We start from the raw sequence: 16,451 nt of genomic DNA, 5'->3' as shown, positions 1-16,451 counted from the left end.
GAGCGGCATTGTTTTCCAAAGATAGCGTTTCGGAACGAAAGTCTCGCTTTCTTTTTCGCCGGAAATCCCCTATATTTGCGACACGAAAAATACACAGTATCACCGAAATTCGATATTATGGGAAGAGCTTTTGAATTCCGCAAGGCGCGTAAACTCAAACGCTGGGGAAATATGGCCAAAACATTCACCCGGCTGGGCAAGGAGATCGTCATCGCGGTGAAGGCCGGCGGGCCGGATCCGAACTCCAATCCGCGGCTCCGGATGCTGATCCAGACGGCGAAGTCGGAAAACATGCCGAAAGACAACATCGAACGGGCCATCAAACGGGCGGTCTCGAAAGACACGGATACGGACTACAAAGAGATCCAGTACGACGGTTACGGGCCGTTCGGGATCGCGATCGTGGTGGAAGCGGCGACGAACAACAACACGCGGACGGTGGCCAATGTGCGGAGCTACTTCAACAAGGCGGGCGGTTCGCTGGGGACGACGGGGAGCCTGGATTTCATGTTCGAGCGCAAGTCGGTGTTCAAGATCAAGACGCCGCAGGGGTTGGATTTGGAGGAGTTCGAGCTGGAGATGATCGACTACGGGGTGGACGAGGTGTTTGCGGAAGAGAACGAAGAGGGGGTACAGGAGATTGTGATGTACGGGGCGTACGATTCGTTCAGCAAGATTCAGAACTACTTGGAGGAGAAGGGTTACGAGATTCTGAGCGGGGAGTTCGAACGGATTCCGACGGATCAGAAGGAGGTGACGGCGGAACAACGGGAGTCGATCGAGAAGCTGCTCGAAAAGTTCGAGGAGGACGAGGATGTGCAGCGGGTCTACCACAATATGAAAGAGGAATAGTTCTCTCGCGCGCGTTTTTTTAAACGATATCATGGGCTTGTATCTTATCGAAAAGATACAAGCCCATTTCCGTTTGCGGCAGATGGAAACCCCGCCCCGGGCTGCCGCCATCGGGAGTCAGGCGTGATGACCGGCATCGGCAACGTTGGCTACAGCTGGTCTTCCTCTGTCAACGGCACCAATGGCATGTACTTGAGTTTTTATACAACATGGCTCAATCCCAGCCTCGCACACAACCGCAGCTATAGTTTTCAGTTGCGTTGCCTCTCGGAATAAACGGGTGACGAGTGCGCGCGGTGGGCAAGGGACTGGAACAACCCTGAGTAACTGACCACCCAACCCTGCATTTAAGTTGCATCCCTGCGGTTCGAAGAACCGCCCGGGCCGGAGCCACCCCAGGCGTAGGCCTGCAACCTCGCGAAGCTCGTTTCCGGCTACGCTGGCTCCGACCCGAACCACAAGAGCATATTTCTATCTGTTAAGCGGAAACGCACTGTAAGCGGGCCGGACGCCCGGGAGGAACGGCAACTCTCGACGCGTAAGCGGCGTGTTGCGTCCCGCCAGTGGGCAGGCGTCCGGCCCGCGCGACCCTAAAAGGTCGCAAGAGCAACAACCTATTCCCGCCCCAATTCTGTCGGGTTCGGGCTGCGGCGTCCGGCCCGGGCATCGAAGATGCCCCGCCGCAAGCCCGGCGACCCTTTGGGTCGCAAGAGCACGGCCTATTTGCTATGAGATTCGTCCTCGGCGCGCCCCCTCGCGCCGCTGATGCGTCGCTCTCGCCGAGGACGGCGACCTAAAGGTCGCAAAAGCACAACCCATTCGTCTCTTTAGGCAGTTCGCCGCCAGCGCGGCTCGAAAACCTACTACGGTTTTCGAGCCCGAGGACAGTCGCAGCCCAAAGCTCGGCCCAATTCTCCGCCCAGTGTCCGCCTCACTGCGGCTCCGCTTTCGCTCCGCCGCGTTTTCGCGCGCCTTGGGAAATCTTGTCAAAACGCGCCAGCACATTTTGACGATTTCCCTCTTTAGGCGGGGCGCGCGATCTGATCACTGCCCCGGCTGGTACTGTTCTCGTTGGCTTCGCCTTCCTCCTCGCCGCTCGGCAATTCGCAAACTGCGTTTGCATTGCACTCGCTGGCAGCGTCGGTTGTGAACAAAAAGAACCAGAAAAACTTTAGACGGATGCTGACGCATCCTCAAGCTGCCGACAGCCCAAATCTTTTGTTCGCGCACGGCAGTACCCGAAACAAAAAAACCGTGCCCTCCTCACGGAAGGACACGGGGAAAACTCCTCTCCCACCACGTAAAATCCTCTATTTGGACAACGACTGCCGATTCTTCAAAGCGTGTGTAATCGTCAGTTCATCCGCGTACTCAAGCTCGTCGCCAAAGCCGATACCCCGCGAAATCACCGATACCGTTACGCCCAACGGCTGCAATTTTTTGGTCAAATAATACGACGTCGTCTCCCCTTCGATCGTCGTCCCCAACGCGAGAATCACCTCTTTCACCCCGAACCGCGTCACATTGTCCAGTAGAAGATCGACATGCAGATCCGACGGCGAAATCCCCTGAATCGGCGAGATCACACCGCCCAGCACATGATACAACCCGTTATACTGACGCGTATTTTCGATCGAAATCAGGTCGCCCACCTGCTCCACCACACAAATGGTCGTCCGATCGCGCTTCGGATCGGTACAGATCGGACAAAGCTCCTCGTCGGAGAGGTTCCGACACTGGCGACACCAACAGATATCACGTCGGAACTGATAGATCGCTCCGGCAAAGAGATCGACATCCGCCACCTCCTGCCGCAAAAGGTGCAAAGCCAGCCGCAGGGCAGTACGACGCCCCACGCCCGGCAGTTTGGAGAGCTCTCCGACGACGTTTTCGAGCAACTTGGACACCGCGCGCTACTCCTCCCCTCCTGCTACTTGCGACCGGTGATCAACGACCGCCGGATCGACCGCCTCGATAGCATCCGAAGCAATCCACCCCTTGTTTCCGTCCGACAGAACGATCTCCGTCCAACCGTCCAGCTCCTCCTGCATCCGCACCTTCGTCCCCTCGTGCAACACAAACAGATCCTTACCGCCCGTCCCCGGCGAACTCTTGACCGGCGCGACGAGATTCATCACCACCGCCTCCCGGTTGTGCAACAGCCGACTCCGTTGGAAATTGGCATAGAACAACGACAGAAAGCACAGAATCAACGCTGTCACCGCCCCATAAAAACCGACTTTCCGTCCCCTCAGCGTCCCGGCCAGCAGCCAAAGAATCACTGCGGCAAACGTCAGCCCCAGAAAGACCAGCCCGAGCACCGCCCAGGTGTTCGACCCGAGCATCAGCCCCAACTGCCGCAGCCAGCTTTTGAGAAAAAATTCGGGAACGGTGTCGATTTTATCCACAATGCGGGCATGCGCCAAAGCCAAATTGTACTGCGTATCCTCGTCGGTCGGATCGAGCAGCAGCGCGCGATTGTAGTTCAGAATCGCCTTGCCCATCCGCCCCTGCTTGAACCAGCTATTGCCGAGGTTGTAGTAGAGTTTGACGCTGTGCACCCCCTGTCCGAGCAACGTCTCGTACAGTTCCACCGCCTGCCGATAACTGCCGTTGCTGTACGCAGCATTCGCCCGGGCCCACAGCGAGTCTGCCGGCGCTCGCTCCGCGTCGCCGACCTGTGCCAAACCGACGGTATCGACTGTCGCCCCACCCTCCTCCGCCACAGCCGGAAGCACGCACGCTCCGAGAGTCAGCAGCACAACCGCTCCGCTACGAATAACCCAACGAAATATATTTATCTTCTTCATACGAATCATATTTTAGATTCGAACCGCCCGATCCAGTCGAGAGCGGCCTGATAAGCCTTATCCATCTGCACACCGCCCGCCGGCGCATACTGCGCGAATTCGCATTCCGAGATCAGGTTCAGAAACTCGCGCGCCTCTTCGTCCGGAATCCCGCGTTCGACGACCAGCACATGTCGCACCCGATCTTTCGTCAAATCGGCTACCGAGATCGCCAGTTTGTCTCCCATATATCCCCACAAAGCGCGCAACATCTCTTCGAAAAACGGGCTCTCTTTCCCCGCCGCCAGATAAGCCTTGGCCCGTTTCAACCGCCGCAGAGCCACTTTATTCGCTTTCCGGGTCTTGACCCGCACGATATCGGCACGCTCACGAATCCGATGTTGCAGGTAGAACAACAGCCCCACGAACAACGCGGCCAGCCCGATCGCCGCAAGGAACCAGCCCCATGACCAGAGGAAAACACGCCCCTGCCGCACGAGGTGCGGATCGCCCATTCGGATGAAGCGGATGTCGGAACCGAGGAGTTTCAAATCCTCTTTCGTCACGCCGGAGACCATTCCGAGCCCGGAGCCCGAGCCTCCCTCGCCGCGGACGATTTCGACATGAAACGCTTCGGTGGTCAGCCGATCGTACCGCCCGGTAGCCGGATCGAAATAGGAGAATCCCACAGCCGGTATCTCATACGTTCCCTCGGCCCGCGCAATGAACGGATATTCGTAAGTCCGCTCGCCGGTCGTCCCGCGCAGGGTACTGGCCAACTGTTCGGTGGTCTTCGTGTCGAACTGTTCGAATGCCACCGGCAGATCGATCTGCGGCGCTTCGATCAGCGGGAAATTCCCCGTCCCGGTCAGCCGCAGCGAGATCGAACCGGCGCTATGGGCCGGAAAGCGGTCGCCGGAGATGACGCCGGTCAGCTGGAACTGTCCCACTGCGCCGCTGAAATCGGCCGGCTGAGGCTGGGGCAGCTCTTTGACCCGGATCCGCACGACGGGCGTAGAGAGTCGCGTCGGCACCTCCTTGACCTGGGCCGCGCCGCCGAAAAAGAGGTCGTAAGGCGAACCGGTCGAAGGCATCTGGGTCACGAGCCGGGCCACTGCCGTCAGCTGGGTCTGCTCGATTTCGATCGTGCCGGTGCGCTGGGGGTAGAGCAACCACCGACGCAACACCTGCGACAGATAGACCTTGCCGCCGACCGTCACGCGTTCGCCGCCCTGTCCGCTGACATCCATCTCCTGAGCCCAGAAACCGTTGAGCGCCGGGTATTTAATCTGCTGAAGACCGGAAATCTCGATCTGGGTATAGATCCGCAGGGTAGCCACCAGCGCCTCGCCCTTATAGACGTCGTTTTTGCTGACCTCCATCCGCAACAGGATGTCATCCGAAGCGACGGTCGTCTTGGGTGCCGGAGCTGCCGTCTCACCGGCCGCACCGCCACTGTTCCGTCCCCCGTTTCCCGCCGGTCGCGCGCCTCCGGCCGCGCCGTTTTCGAGGCTTTCGATCACGGTGGATTTCGCGGTATACCGTTTATCCCCGACGGTCAGCGTAGCGGCAGGCAAGGTAATCTTCCCGGCCCGCGTGGCCCGCACCCAGTAGGTGTAGGTATGGGTCTGCCGACTCTCCGACACGCCGCCCATGTTGCTCATAAAGACGCCGGTGGCCCGCACCGGCCCGGAGAGGATTTCGATCCCCTCGGGCATGGTCGGCGGTGCGAACTGCGCGCCGTTCAGGTCGCCGGTGGTCGAGGCGGCGTATTCGATCTGGAACTGCTGGCCGTTCGCGACGGTCAGCGGGGCCTGAATCTCGAACTCCACCTCCTGGGCCGAAACGCTCCACAGGCAGAGACTGGCGATCCACCCCACCGTCCCGGCTACGCACAACCGCCGCAACCGACGGAAACAGGTATCGAGTTTCATTCTATTCATAAGGGTCTGCACAAAATTACGTTTTTGCATCGACTTCCGACCGGTCGTTGTCGTTTTCCCCATGGGATCTCAGGATTTGAAGATCGAAATCCGGGAGAGCCACCGGTTTTTCCGGTCGAGCATCATGAATTCGACGAGCAGGAGCACCAAGGCACAGGCCAACAGGTAGTGGAACTGGTCGTTGTATTCGGAAAAGGCCATGGAGGAGAACTCTTTTTTCTCCATCCGGTCGATCTGTTTGAGTATCTCGTTGAGACCGATCTGCATGTCGGTGGCGCGGACATAGCTACCGCCGGTCAACACGGCGATCTGCTGCAAGGTCTGTTCGTCGAGTTTCGAGACGACCATCTGTCCGTTTTCGTCCTTAATGGTCTCGCCGCCGATGGTGATCGGCGCCCCTTCGGGTGTCCCGATCCCGACGGTGTAAACGACTACGCCCTGCTCCTTGGCCAGCTGGGCTGTGGCAATCGGATCGTCGTCGTGGCTCTCGCCGTCGGTAATCAGGATAATGGCGCGGCTCTGTCGGCTCTGGTCGGAAAACGACCGGGTAGCGACCTCCAAAGCTCGTGCCAAAGAGGTTCCCTGAACGGGTACCATATTGGGATTCAGTCCGTTCACAAAACTCTTGGCGGAGATATAGTCCGAGGTAATGGGCAACTGAATATAGGCGTCTCCGGCAAAGACGACCATCCCGACGCGATCTTTGTCGAGCTGTTCGATGAGCCGGTTCACGGCGTTCTTGGTGCGTTCCAGCCGGTTGGGGGCGAAGTCTTCGGCCAGCATGCTGTTCGAGACATCGACGGCGAGCATGATTTCGACGCCTTTCCGAGTCACTTCATGCAACTTGGCGCCGAACTGGGGCTGCCCCAAGGCCAGGATCATCAGAAGCAACGCTATGGCGGTGAGAATGAATTTGTTTCTCACTCGTTTGGGCGACGCTTCGGGCATCAGCTGCCGAATGGTCTCGGGATCGCCGAAACGGGCTAACCGCCGGTTCCGGGCACGCCGATACCACCAATAAACGGCTATAACGGCTGGCAACAATATCAATAGCCACAAATACTCGGGCTGCGCAAATCTGAACATATGCTCAATTTATATATCGGTCGTTTGTCGGCATTGTATGGTTATATCCGGCCAGAGCATCCCGCAGGGATGCGCTCTAAAGTTTTTCTGGTTCTCTTTGTTCACAAAGAGAACAGTACCCTCCAGCTACTGCGCGCCACGCCTTAAGAGGGAAATCGTCGAAATGCGCTGGCGCGTTTTGACAAGATTTCCCAAGGCGCGCAGTTCAAACCATATCTGTCACCGGCTGGGATTTCATCTCGATTTTGTGGATGCAAAACAAGTAAAATCTCTTTTTATGCGAGCAGGCGACATTTTTCGCGCGCCTTACGCGATTCATCTATATTCGGCTACCGCCGAAAGAGTTGAATCGCTTCTTTAGGCGGCGGCGCGCGTTGGTATGAGGGTACTGCGCTCGGGCCGCGCGGGCCCCACGTCCCGTGGACGGGCAAAACTGCGTTTTGCTGCGGCAGCCTCGGAAAGAACCGGCATTGACAAACAAACTGTTAAAGTTACGGTATCTGGCGGAGGAAGAGGTAGCGGCTGAGAATCTCGACCACCAGCAACACAATCGCCAACAACAACCATCCGTGATACACCTCGCTGTATTTCACGAAATTTTCAACCTCGACCCGCGTTTTTTCCAACCGGTCGATTTCGGCATAAATCTCGGCCAGCTTGGTATTGTCCGTCGCCCGGAAATAACGCCCCCCCGTCTGCTCGGCAATCCGACGCAGGATATCCTCGTCGATCTCGACCTTGGCCTGTACGAACGAAATGCCGCCCCAGGCATTCAACGTCGGCGTCGGCGCCACCCCCTCGCTGCCGATCCCCACCGCATAGACCCGAATGCCGTAGTCCGCCGCGATCTGCGCCGCCGTCATCGGGTCGATCTGACCGCTGTTGTTCACCCCGTCCGTCAAGAGGATAATCACCTTGCTCGGCGAGTCGCTCTCTTTCAACCGGTTCACCGCCGTCGCCAGCCCGTTCCCGATGGCCGTCCCGTCGGCAATCATCCCGATCTCGATCTGATTCATGAGGTTCACCAGCGAGACGTGATCGGTCGTAATCGGCGACTGGGTGAACGCCTCTCCGGCAAACACCACCAGCCCGATCCGATCGGTAGGCCGACCGAAAATAAACTTCGACCCGATATCCTTGGCCGCCGAGAGCCGGTCGGGCTGAAAGTCACGCGCCAGCATCGACCCCGAAATGTCGAGCGCCATCACGATGTCGATCCCCTCGGCGTTGATATTCTGCCGATCTTCGGCCGACTGGGGCCGCGCCATGGCGAAAATCACGAGGGCCACCACCGCGCACCGCAACACGAATGGCGTGTGCCTCAACCAGTACCGATAGGTATGCCTCAATCGCTCCACGCCGCGCACCGTGGAGAGCCGAATGGCAGCCCTTCCCTGAAGCGTGCGATAGATGTAATAAACCACCATCGGCACCAGCACGAGCAGCAGCCACAAGATGCGTGGATTTTCGAATCTTACTATATCGAACATACAGTGTTCCGTATCTGTCTTTGAATCAACAAACTATCTATTCCCCAAACCCCTCGTCGCCCCCTACCACTGTTTCCGCCCGCGAACTCCGACCGCTTCGGCCTTCTCGGCATCGACCCGTTTTTTGGTATTGTCCTCGCTGGCCTGAATCGCTTTCAGAAGGCGTTCCGACTCTTCGCGCGAGGCGGACGGCTGACGTTCCGGCTGCCGGCCGTCGTGCGGCTCGTTCTTCTTGTCCGACTGCCCGTCGTCGGGGTTGTTCCGATCGTCGGGGTTCTTATCGTTGTTTTTATCTTTATTCCTGTCCGGATTATTCCGATCTTGATCGGGGTCGTTTCGGTCGTCGTTATTCCGATTATCGGAATTATTCTGGTTGTCCTGATTATCCTGGTTGTTCTCGTTTTGATCGTTCTGGTTATCCTGCTGCTGTTGCTCCTCCTGCTTCAACTTTTTGGCATAGGCCAGATTGAACTTCGCCTCTTTGTCCTCCGGCACGAGCCGCAAGGCGTTTTTGTAGGCTTCGATCGCCTCGTCCAGTTTGCGTTGCTGTACGAGCGTATTCCCGAGGTTGTAATAGGTCGCCGCCTGCCGGTGCCGGTCGTTTCCGTCTTCGGCCAGCCGCCCGTAAGCCGCTGCCGCGTCGTCGTACCGCCCCTGTTTATAGAGCGCGCCGCCGAGGTTGAAATTGGCCTCGTAAGAGGTGATTTTTTTCTCCAACGCCCGCCGATACCCGACTTCCGCCTCCGGATATTTCCCTTCGTAGTAGGAGAGGTTCCCCCACCGGATATCCGCCCGCTCTTTTTGCCCCCAGGCAATGGCCGGAGCGACGGAAAACAGACTCAAAATCAATATATTCCTCCTCATCGTTCGAACTCTTTGTTTTCAGGTTTCGTTTCCGGATCGAACAAGTCGTCTTCCGGCATATCGACCGCTTCGGTCGCCGTCACCCCCGGCGCGGCAGGGGCTTCGCCCGGCGCAGGGAGCTCTTTGGTCTCTTCGACGTAGAAATAGGCGTCGAAGTAGGCCTGTTCGTTATCCTCGGGCGACGGGTTCAGCTTGGCGAACTTCACGAGGTCGGCCAGCCGGAAAAGCTGGCGCAGTTTCTCGCGCAGCCGCTCGTCGTTCACCTCCCGCACGGCGTCCAGGATCTGGTCGGAGGTCATCTCCATGGCGCCGATCCCGTACCTGCCCTCGATATAGATGCGCACGATGTCGGCCAGATGGGAGTAGTACTCCTTGTGTTTGCCGTTCTGCCACAATTTGCGGCTGTGCAGCCGTTCCAGAGCACGAATAGCCGCCACGTGCGGCGGCACAGCCGGTCTGCCCGCGCCCCGTCGCCCGCGCCGCAGATACTTGACAGCCAGATAGATCACGACAGCCAGTCCCACGGCAATCAATCCGCCCCACAAGAGGTACTCCTTGATTTCGCGCCACTGGAACGGGGTGTTGAGCGGCCGTTTGATATCGAATATTTGTTGTTTCGCGGTGTCGATCTCGAAGGTCTCGACGACGAGCCGCATCGCTTCCGGGGCGAATACGGTGTCGCCTTTTCCTGCCTTCGCCTCGTCGGGCGTGGCCGACCAAACGACCGGGAAGCCGCCCAAAGCATAGTTCCCCTCGTCGAACCCCGTCAGCCGATACGCAACGCGTATCCTGATCCGCCGTCCGCTCTGCTCCAGGGTGTCGATCCGGTCGATCCCGAGCATTTCAATCTGCGGCGTCAACTTCCCGTCCTCGAACTGAGGCAGCTGGATCTCCTGTGCGACATCTTTGTCGATGTCAAGAAAGAGGCTGAACTGGTCGCCGATCAACACGGTGTCGGGCACCAGCCGGGTGTGTACCTCGGGCGGCCGCTGGGCAGAGAGGGGCTGGGCCGTTCCGGATGCCACGCTTCCCCCGGCGGCGACAAAGGCCGAAAGGAGAAAAAGAATGCTACGATATAGTTTCATATCCACGAGTTATCGCATTTTAAAGAGCCGTAACAAAGCGGCTACATAATCTTCGCCGGTGGCCACCGAGACGGTATCGACCCGGCATTTGGTCAAGGCCTGTCCGATCGCCGAGGAGGCGAGCTCCCAGTACCGAGCATAGCTGTCGCGCGTCCGGGCGGAGGCGGTATCGACCCAAACTTTTCTCCCCTCTTCGGCGTCCTGCACTTCGATAATCCCGACGTCGGGCAACACGGCTTCCCGAATGTCGTAAATCCGCAATCCGACCAGGTCGTGCCGCGACGAGGCGATTTTCAATCCCTCTTCGAAGTTGACGTGCAAGGCCTCGCCACGTGTGGTATCGGCCGAAAAGTCCATGAAGTCGGTCAGCAGAAATGCGGTACACCGTTTTTTCATCACGTTGGTGAAAAAGCGCAGGGCTTCGTTGATATCGGTTCCGCGCCCTTCCGGTTGGAAGTCGACCAGGTCGCTGATAATCCGCAGAACGTGCTGCCGTCCTTTCTTCGGCGGGACGTACTTTTCGATGCGGTCGGAAAAGAGGATGCAGCCGATTTTGTCGTTATTCTGCGCCGCAGAGAAGGCCAGTACGGCGGCGATCTCGGTCATCAGGTTTTTCTTGAATTGTCCCTGTGTCCCGAACATGCGGGAGGCGCTGACATCAATGAGAAGCATCATGGTCAGTTCCCGTTCCTCTTCGTAGACTTTGATATACGGGGCTCGGTTTCTGGCGGTGACGTTCCAGTCGATATCGCGGATATCGTCTCCGATGCGGTAGTCGCGCACTTCGCTGAAAGCCATCCCGCGTCCTTTGAAGGCGGAGTGGTATTTCCCGGCGAAAATATCGTTGGAGAGGCCGCGGGTCTTGATCTCGATTTTACGGACTTTCCGGAGTATGTCTTCTTCGGTCTCTTTCATGGTGTGCAATCGGGTAATATATCTTGTTGCCACAAGGCTTCGGTTCGTTTTTCCCCGCCCCGGGCTTCCGCGATGCGGGCAATAACGGACGATCGGGTGCGCTGTGTCTCGTCGGCGAAGGCGGGTACATTTGGAGCTCTACGGCTGTCGAAACCACGGGGATGGACTTGAATTTCCATTCGCACTACCTGGATCCGTGTCACACGAGCAATCGCGGCTACGGTTTTCAGTTGCGTTGCCTCTCGGAATAAACGCCGCGTGCCCGCGGTGGGCAAAAGGCCGGGTCTACCCTAAAAATAAGAGCAGCCTCTACCCTACTTTTGAGTGGCAACCTGCGGTTCACAGAACCGCCCTATTCGTGGCATTCGTCCTCGGAGCGCTATTCGCTCTTGGTTTAAGCGGGTCGCCGCCAGCGGAGGTGCAATCGAGTTTGCGAAAATGCAATTGCCTTAGCGGGTCGAAGCCTGCGGGGCCTAAAGCAACGCCAGTTGCGGGCCTCCGCTACGGGAGGCTTCGGCCCGCGCGGCTCTACGAGCCGTAAAAGCAGTACCTTTTTCTGTCGGGTTCGTCCTCGGCCGCAGCCAGCAGAGAACGGATATTAAGGCTGAGGCGGCTAATAAAAGACGCTGTGCGTCCCCTCCGCGCCGAGGGCTGCGGGCCGACCGTTAACACGGAGACTTAGCTATTCGCTCGCGGCCCAAAGGGTCGCAAGAGCACAGCACCCATTCACTGCCTCAATTCTGTCGGGTTCGGGCTGCGCGCTCCGGGGGTGGGCCGAACGGCCCAGCGCGCAAGCCCGGCGGTTCTACGAACCGCAAAAGCACGGCCCATTTATTTTCGACCGCAGCCAGCGGAGAACAAACATTAGGCCGAGGCGGCCAGTAAAAGACGCTGTGCGTCCCCTCGCATCCGGGGGCTGCGGGCCGACCATTGTCACGGGGACTTAGCTATTCGCTCTCAACCCAAAGCACAGACAAGAGCACAGCCCAGTTCTCCGCCCCGTGTCCACCTCACTGCGGCTCCGCTGTCGCTCCGCCGCCTTTTCGCGCGCCTTGCGCGATTCATCTATATTCGGCTACCGCCGAAATAGTTGAATCGCTCCTTTACGCGGCGGCGCGCGGTTTGGTTTGAGGGAACTGTTCCTTTTGTGAACAAAAGGAACCGAAAAAACTTTAGACGGATGCTGACGCATCCTCAAACTGCCGGGGGCCCTAACCAACGCACGGCTGTCGCAGAACCCTACGGTACTTCGACAGCGTTCAAAATCTCGGTGATAATATCCTCAGACGTAATATTCTCAGCCTCAGCCTCATAGGTAAGACCGATCCGATGCCGCATCACATCCGGACAAACCGCCCGAACGTCTTCCGGAATCACATACCCGCGACGCTTGATAAAGGCATAAGCCTTCGCCGCCTTCGCCAGCGCAATCGACGCACGAGGCGAACAACCGTAACCGATCATCATCGCCAACCGATCGAGTCCGTATTCCGCCGGTTCGCGGGTGGCAAAAATAATATCGACGATATAACGTTCGATTTTCTCGTCCATATAGACCTGCGCCACCACCTCGCGCGCCTGAAGGATCGCATCGGTGGTCACCACAGGAGCAGCTTTCGGGAACGCAGCCCCGAGCATGTTCTGCCGGATAATCTGCCGTTCTTCCTCCTTTTTCGGATAGCCGATCTTGACCTTGAGCATGAAACGGTCTACCTGCGCCTCCGGCAGCGGATAAGTCCCCTCCTGCTCCAGCGGGTTCTGGGTCGCCATCACGAGGAACGGCTTCGGCAAGCGATACGTGCTGTCGCCGATCGTCACCTGATGCTCCTGCATGGCCTCCAGCAAGGCCGACTGCACCTTGGCCGGCGAACGGTTGATTTCATCCGCCAGGACGAAGTTCGTGAAAATCGGCCCGAGTTTAACGGTAAACTCTTCGTTTTTCTGGCTGTAAATCAGGGTTCCCGTCAGGTCGGCCGGCAACAAGTCCGGCGTGAACTGAATCCGGCTGAACTTCGCGTCGATCGCATCGGACAGCGTATTGATCGCCAACGTCTTGGCCAGCCCCGGAACCCCTTCGAGCAGAATGTGCCCATCGCTGAGCAGTCCGATCAGCAGACTTTCCACAAGGTGTTTCTGACCGACGATCACTTTGCCCATCTCCAAGGTCAGCAGATCGACGAACGCGCTCTGCTTTTCGATGCGGGCGTTGAGCTCCTGAATGTTTACGGCTTCGCTCATATAGGTTATTTGGTTAATGTATCGTTTCGAATTTCGACTGCGTTTTTTAAAGTAGTTCAACTACTTTAAACGGTCGGAACGAGATTTTATTTTGTTCCGGACGAACAAATTTAACAGTTTTTCCGCCTCAACAGTCAAATAAGATGCCATTCGTTCGGGCGGCCCGCTAAAACGCCGCGCGTCGGAAGGACAGAAAGCCTCCCGACGCGCCGCAAAAAGCAGAATTTTTATACGAAGCACCTCTTTTTCAAGGTTATTCAGCCTCAGTCGCCGCCGTACCATAGACTTCGGCGAGTTTGTTCATCAGCGCTTCGCCGCGCAGGTTGCGGGCCACGATCGTCCCGTCCGGCCCGATCAGCACGTTCGACGGAATCGACCGGACGCCGTACATCCCTGCCGGAACGCACTCCCAGAATTTCAGGTCGCTCACGTTGATCCATTTCAGACCGTCTTTTTCGATGGCCTGAATCCAGTTTTCGCGTCCGTCGGGCCGGTCGAGCGACACGCCGAAGACGGTAAACCCTTTGTCTTTATACTGGTTGTAAGCCGCGACGACATGCGGATTCTCGGCCCGGCACGGCCCGCACCACGAGGCCCAGAAGTCGAGCAGGACGTAATTTCCCTTTCCGGCCACCGAAGACAAGGCGATCGGCGTCCCGGTGGTATCGGGCAGGGTGAAATCGAGGAACGGATGCCCCGGACTGCTGAGTTCGAGTTTATCGGCCATTTCACCGACCAATTTCAGATAGACCGATCCCCGGATCGTGCTGTCGAACCCGGCGGCATAGGCGCGCATCTGTTCCGGATCGAGCCCCGGAGCCATCCGGCGGAACAGCAGATAAGCCGCAGCCACGCTGGCCGGATTCTCTTTCACGAAGGCTTCGTTGACAGCCACGTAGTCGTTGTAATTTTTCACCGTATCGACCGCCGCCTGATAGGCCTCGAACAACGCCTGTTCGGCAGAGCCGACGACCTGAATACTGTCAAGCTGTTCGAGCGATCCGGTCACGGCAATCGGGCTGTTTTCGAGGAAGAAGACTTTCGCCGGCCGGGCGGTACTGTCACCTACGGTAATCTGGGCGAGCATGGGGAGTTCGAGCACGCCGCTAAACGAGGCTTTCCCCTGCGCCACCTTGGCCGAGTCGATCACGAGCGGGGTTTTCCCTTGGAAAACAGAGAGGTAGACGGGTTGTCCCTCTTCGAGTCCGTCGAGGGTGGCTACTACTTGATAGCCTTTCCGGGCGCAGGCGGCGAACATCAGGGCCGCCACGCCGAACAGAAGCATTTTTTTCATCGTATTCGTTTGGATTTAATTGTTGTTCAATGTTTTATCGGAGCTTATCCGGATTGTCGCGCACAAAAGCGGCCCAGCCTCCCGCGCCTCCACTACCCGCCGAACGCTCGCCGACGGCAGTTCCGAAAGGGCTGGAGCAGATGTAATAATGACACAAAGCGACCGCCAGCCCGTCCGTAGCATCGAGCTCTTTCGGGGTGGTCCCGATGCCGAGGATCTTCTGCAAAAGGGCTGCTACTTGTTCTTTCGATGCACCGCCCTGTCCGGTAATGGCCTGCTTGATCCGTCGCGGCGAGTACTCGAACACCGGAATCCCCTGGGTCAAAGCGGCCACCATCGCCACCCCTTGCGCTCGTCCGAGTTTGAGCATACTCTGCACGTTTTCGCCATAGAACGGGGCTTCGAGCGCCATCTCGTCCGGCCGATACTCGCGCACCAGCGCGGAAACCCGTTCGAAAATGTGCCGAAGTTTCTGGTAACGGTCTCCATATTTCCCCAAGGTCACGACGCCGAGCACCCGACACTGGGGCTGTCCGTTCCGAATCTGCAACACGCCGTATCCGAGCACGTTGGTACCGGGGTCGATCCCGATGAGGGTTTTCCCTTCCATGGGATCGGCCCGGACGGCTTGTTCTTCGCGCTGGGCGCGGCTGCGACGGGTAATCATGCTGTTTTTTACGATAATCTGTCGGGCCTCTGCCACGACTCTGCCCGCCCCGGGCTACCGCCGTCGGGATACGGGCGCGCTGCTCAGCGTCGGCAACGATGGGTACAGCTGGACTTCCACGGTCACTGACACCGATGGTATGCGCTTGGGTTTCAGTGTGACATGGTTCGATTCCAGCAGCACGGGTAGTCGCGCCTATGGTTTTCAGTTGCGTTGCCTCTCGGAATAAACGGGAAGAAGAACTCCGCCCCGGGCCACCGCAATACGAGCACGGGCGACCTGATGGGCGTCGGCAACTACGGCTATAGTTGGTCGTCCGCAGTGAACAACACGGGCGGCGTGTTCTTGGACTTCGGCGTGACGTGGATCCGTCCCAGCGCTCCATACAACCGCGCCTACGGTTTTCAGTTGCGTTGCCTCTCGGAATAAACGCCGCGTGCCCGCGGTGGGCAATGGGCCGGGTCTACCCTAAAATAAAGACCGCCTCTACCCTACTTTTGAGTTGAATCCCTGCGGTTCGAAGAACCGCCCGGGCCGGAGCTTCCCCTGCGGAGGAACGCACAACGTCTAATGGTAGCCTCTACCCCCAATAAGGCACTCTCCATCCGAAGCGGGCCAAAGCCTGCGGGGCCCACAGCAACGTCAGTTGCGGGCCTCCGCGGTCGGAGGCTTCGGCCCGCGCGGCTCTAAAGGGTCGCAGAAGCTCGGCGCGGCGCGAAAAACGACTGCGTTTTTCACGCCCGAAGAACAAGCACAGCCCAAAGCTCACCCCAGTTCTCCGCCCTGTGTACGCCTCACTGCGGCTTCGCTTTCGCTCCGCCGCGTTTGCCGTCGCCCGTTGGGATTTCATCTCTATTTTGCTGACGCAAAATGAGCGAAATCTCTCTTTAAGCGGGCGGGCGACGGATTTTTCGTATGCAGATAGAGTTTTTTGTTCGCGCGCCTTGCGCGATTCATTCTATTTCGGCTCACCGCCGAAATAGTTGAATCGCTCCTTTGGGCGTGGCGCGCGTCTTTTTCTCGTCGCCCGCTGGGATTTCATCTCGATTTTGCTCACCACAAAACGAGCGAAATCCCTCTTTAGGCGGGCGGGCGACGGGGTTTTGCACGGGTTGACCTTTTTTCGCGCGCAGTTTTTTTTTCGCGCGCCTTACGCGATTCATTCTATTTCGGCTCACCGCCAAAATGATTGAATCGCTTCTTTAGACGTGGCGCGCGTCTTCGCCAA

17 protein-coding genes are annotated in these 16,451 nt (G+C 58.1%); 5 read left to right on the top strand and 12 right to left on the bottom strand.

Annotated features, from left to right (window positions below):
- Positions 1 to 117: 117 nt before the first annotated feature.
- Both Q9S52_RS04715 and Q9S52_RS04710 read left to right on the top strand, forming a co-directional pair.
- Entirely contained in the window at positions 118 to 852 is a 735-nt protein-coding gene (locus tag Q9S52_RS04715; RefSeq protein WP_304708327.1) for a YebC/PmpR family DNA-binding transcriptional regulator, read from the top strand.
- 123 nt (positions 853 to 975) lie between these two features.
- A complete protein-coding gene (locus tag Q9S52_RS04710) occupies positions 976 to 1,128 on the top strand; it encodes a hypothetical protein (protein WP_304708326.1) in 153 nt (50 codons plus the stop codon).
- A gap of 1,034 nt (positions 1,129 to 2,162) precedes the next feature.
- Here the strand turns inward: Q9S52_RS04710 and recR are convergent.
- From recR to Q9S52_RS04670, 8 genes are all read right to left on the bottom strand, one after another.
- A complete protein-coding gene (recR, locus tag Q9S52_RS04705; protein ID WP_294593460.1) occupies positions 2,163 to 2,759 on the bottom strand; it encodes a recombination mediator RecR in 597 nt (198 codons plus the stop codon).
- 6 nt (positions 2,760 to 2,765) lie between these two features.
- On the bottom strand, positions 2,766 to 3,662 hold the full coding sequence (locus Q9S52_RS04700; protein ID WP_300829461.1) for a tetratricopeptide repeat protein: 897 nt from the start codon (positions 3,660 to 3,662) through the stop codon (positions 2,766 to 2,768).
- Positions 3,663 to 3,667: 5 nt separating this feature from the next.
- Positions 3,668 to 5,575: a BatD family protein gene (locus Q9S52_RS04695; RefSeq protein WP_300829462.1), complete on the bottom strand. Its 1,908-nt coding sequence runs from the start codon at positions 5,573 to 5,575 to the stop codon at positions 3,668 to 3,670.
- A gap of 78 nt (positions 5,576 to 5,653) precedes the next feature.
- Entirely contained in the window at positions 5,654 to 6,670 is a 1,017-nt protein-coding gene (locus tag Q9S52_RS04690) for a VWA domain-containing protein (RefSeq protein ID WP_304708325.1), read from the bottom strand.
- A 491-nt stretch (positions 6,671 to 7,161) separates the two neighbouring features.
- Positions 7,162 to 8,160, bottom strand: a complete 999-nt coding sequence (locus Q9S52_RS04685) for a VWA domain-containing protein (protein ID WP_297628659.1) — start codon at positions 8,158 to 8,160, stop codon at positions 7,162 to 7,164.
- 63 nt (positions 8,161 to 8,223) lie between these two features.
- On the bottom strand, positions 8,224 to 9,024 hold the full coding sequence (locus tag Q9S52_RS04680; RefSeq protein WP_304708324.1) for a tetratricopeptide repeat protein: 801 nt from the start codon (positions 9,022 to 9,024) through the stop codon (positions 8,224 to 8,226).
- The gene (locus tag Q9S52_RS04675) at positions 9,021 to 10,109 is read right to left on the bottom strand and encodes a hypothetical protein (RefSeq protein ID WP_304708323.1); all 1,089 of its coding nucleotides are present in this window, start codon (positions 10,107 to 10,109) and stop codon (positions 9,021 to 9,023) included. The genes Q9S52_RS04680 and Q9S52_RS04675 overlap by 4 nt, the downstream gene beginning before the upstream one ends.
- A 9-nt stretch (positions 10,110 to 10,118) precedes the next feature.
- Positions 10,119 to 11,024, bottom strand: coding sequence for a DUF58 domain-containing protein (locus Q9S52_RS04670; protein ID WP_304708345.1), 906 nt, complete (start codon positions 11,022 to 11,024; stop codon positions 10,119 to 10,121).
- A 26-nt stretch (positions 11,025 to 11,050) separates the two neighbouring features.
- Between Q9S52_RS04670 and Q9S52_RS04665 the strand changes: the two genes are divergently transcribed.
- Positions 11,051 to 11,275 carry a hypothetical protein gene (locus tag Q9S52_RS04665; protein ID WP_304708322.1) on the top strand — a complete coding sequence of 75 codons (225 nt, stop codon included), beginning with the start codon at positions 11,051 to 11,053 and terminating at the stop codon, positions 11,273 to 11,275.
- Positions 11,276 to 12,263: 988 nt separating this feature from the next.
- On the opposite strand, the gene Q9S52_RS04660 is transcribed toward Q9S52_RS04665, so the two are convergent.
- The 3 genes from Q9S52_RS04660 to ruvC all read right to left on the bottom strand — a co-directional run bounded on the left by Q9S52_RS04660 (position 12,264) and on the right by ruvC (position 15,166).
- The gene (locus Q9S52_RS04660) at positions 12,264 to 13,262 is read right to left on the bottom strand and encodes a MoxR family ATPase (protein WP_304708321.1); all 999 of its coding nucleotides are present in this window, start codon (positions 13,260 to 13,262) and stop codon (positions 12,264 to 12,266) included.
- 253 nt (positions 13,263 to 13,515) lie between these two features.
- Complete coding sequence (locus tag Q9S52_RS04655; RefSeq protein WP_300829577.1) at positions 13,516 to 14,556, bottom strand: TlpA disulfide reductase family protein; 1,041 nt, start codon at positions 14,554 to 14,556, stop codon at positions 13,516 to 13,518.
- A 34-nt stretch (positions 14,557 to 14,590) separates the two neighbouring features.
- Positions 14,591 to 15,166, bottom strand: coding sequence for a crossover junction endodeoxyribonuclease RuvC (ruvC, locus tag Q9S52_RS04650; RefSeq protein WP_297628677.1), 576 nt, complete (start codon positions 15,164 to 15,166; stop codon positions 14,591 to 14,593).
- Positions 15,167 to 15,221: 55 nt separating this feature from the next.
- Here ruvC and Q9S52_RS04645 point away from each other — a divergent pair, with 55 nt between their 5' ends.
- Both Q9S52_RS04645 and Q9S52_RS04640 read left to right on the top strand, forming a co-directional pair.
- A complete protein-coding gene (locus Q9S52_RS04645) occupies positions 15,222 to 15,452 on the top strand; it encodes a hypothetical protein (RefSeq protein ID WP_304708320.1) in 231 nt (76 codons plus the stop codon).
- Positions 15,437 to 15,652: a hypothetical protein gene (locus Q9S52_RS04640; protein WP_304708319.1), complete on the top strand. Its 216-nt coding sequence runs from the start codon at positions 15,437 to 15,439 to the stop codon at positions 15,650 to 15,652. Before Q9S52_RS04645 ends, Q9S52_RS04640 begins: the two co-directional genes overlap by 16 nt.
- 539 nt (positions 15,653 to 16,191) lie before the next feature.
- On the opposite strand, the gene Q9S52_RS04635 is transcribed toward Q9S52_RS04640, so the two are convergent.
- Positions 16,192 to 16,386, bottom strand: coding sequence for a hypothetical protein (locus Q9S52_RS04635; protein ID WP_304708318.1), 195 nt, complete (start codon positions 16,384 to 16,386; stop codon positions 16,192 to 16,194).
- Positions 16,387 to 16,451: the final 65 nt, after the last annotated feature.

This window comes from uncultured Rikenella sp. (assembly GCF_948810725.1).
In the GTDB taxonomy this organism is placed as follows: Bacteria; Bacteroidota; Bacteroidia; order Bacteroidales; family Rikenellaceae; genus Rikenella.
Note: the sequence above shows the minus strand (reverse complement) of the source record. Positions and strands in the feature narration are given on the sequence as shown.

What these genes read in the sequence shown, in the direction of transcription:
- Q9S52_RS04715 (WP_304708327.1), top strand. Translation starts at nt 118, where the DNA reads ATGGGAAGAGCTTTTGAATTCCGCAAGGCGCGTAAACTCAAACGCTGG.
- Q9S52_RS04700 (WP_300829461.1), bottom strand. Translation starts at nt 3,662, where the DNA reads ATGAAGAAGATAAATATATTTCGTTGGGTTATTCGTAGCGGAGCGGTT.
- Q9S52_RS04695 (WP_300829462.1), bottom strand. Translation starts at nt 5,575, where the DNA reads ATGAAACTCGATACCTGTTTCCGTCGGTTGCGGCGGTTGTGCGTAGCC.
- Q9S52_RS04690 (WP_304708325.1), bottom strand. Translation starts at nt 6,670, where the DNA reads ATGTTCAGATTTGCGCAGCCCGAGTATTTGTGGCTATTGATATTGTTG.
- Q9S52_RS04685 (WP_297628659.1), bottom strand. Translation starts at nt 8,160, where the DNA reads ATGTTCGATATAGTAAGATTCGAAAATCCACGCATCTTGTGGCTGCTG.
- Q9S52_RS04680 (WP_304708324.1), bottom strand. Translation starts at nt 9,024, where the DNA reads ATGAGGAGGAATATATTGATTTTGAGTCTGTTTTCCGTCGCTCCGGCC.
- Q9S52_RS04675 (WP_304708323.1), bottom strand. Translation starts at nt 10,109, where the DNA reads ATGAAACTATATCGTAGCATTCTTTTTCTCCTTTCGGCCTTTGTCGCC.
- Q9S52_RS04670 (WP_304708345.1), bottom strand. Translation starts at nt 11,024, where the DNA reads ATGAAAGAGACCGAAGAAGACATACTCCGGAAAGTCCGTAAAATCGAG.
- Q9S52_RS04660 (WP_304708321.1), bottom strand. Translation starts at nt 13,262, where the DNA reads ATGAGCGAAGCCGTAAACATTCAGGAGCTCAACGCCCGCATCGAAAAG.
- Q9S52_RS04655 (WP_300829577.1), bottom strand. Translation starts at nt 14,556, where the DNA reads ATGAAAAAAATGCTTCTGTTCGGCGTGGCGGCCCTGATGTTCGCCGCC.
- ruvC (WP_297628677.1), bottom strand. Translation starts at nt 15,166, where the DNA reads ATGGAAGGGAAAACCCTCATCGGGATCGACCCCGGTACCAACGTGCTC.
- Q9S52_RS04645 (WP_304708320.1), top strand. Translation starts at nt 15,222, where the DNA reads ATGCTGTTTTTTACGATAATCTGTCGGGCCTCTGCCACGACTCTGCCC.
- Q9S52_RS04635 (WP_304708318.1), bottom strand. Translation starts at nt 16,386, where the DNA reads ATGAATCGCGTAAGGCGCGCGAAAAAAAAACTGCGCGCGAAAAAAGGT.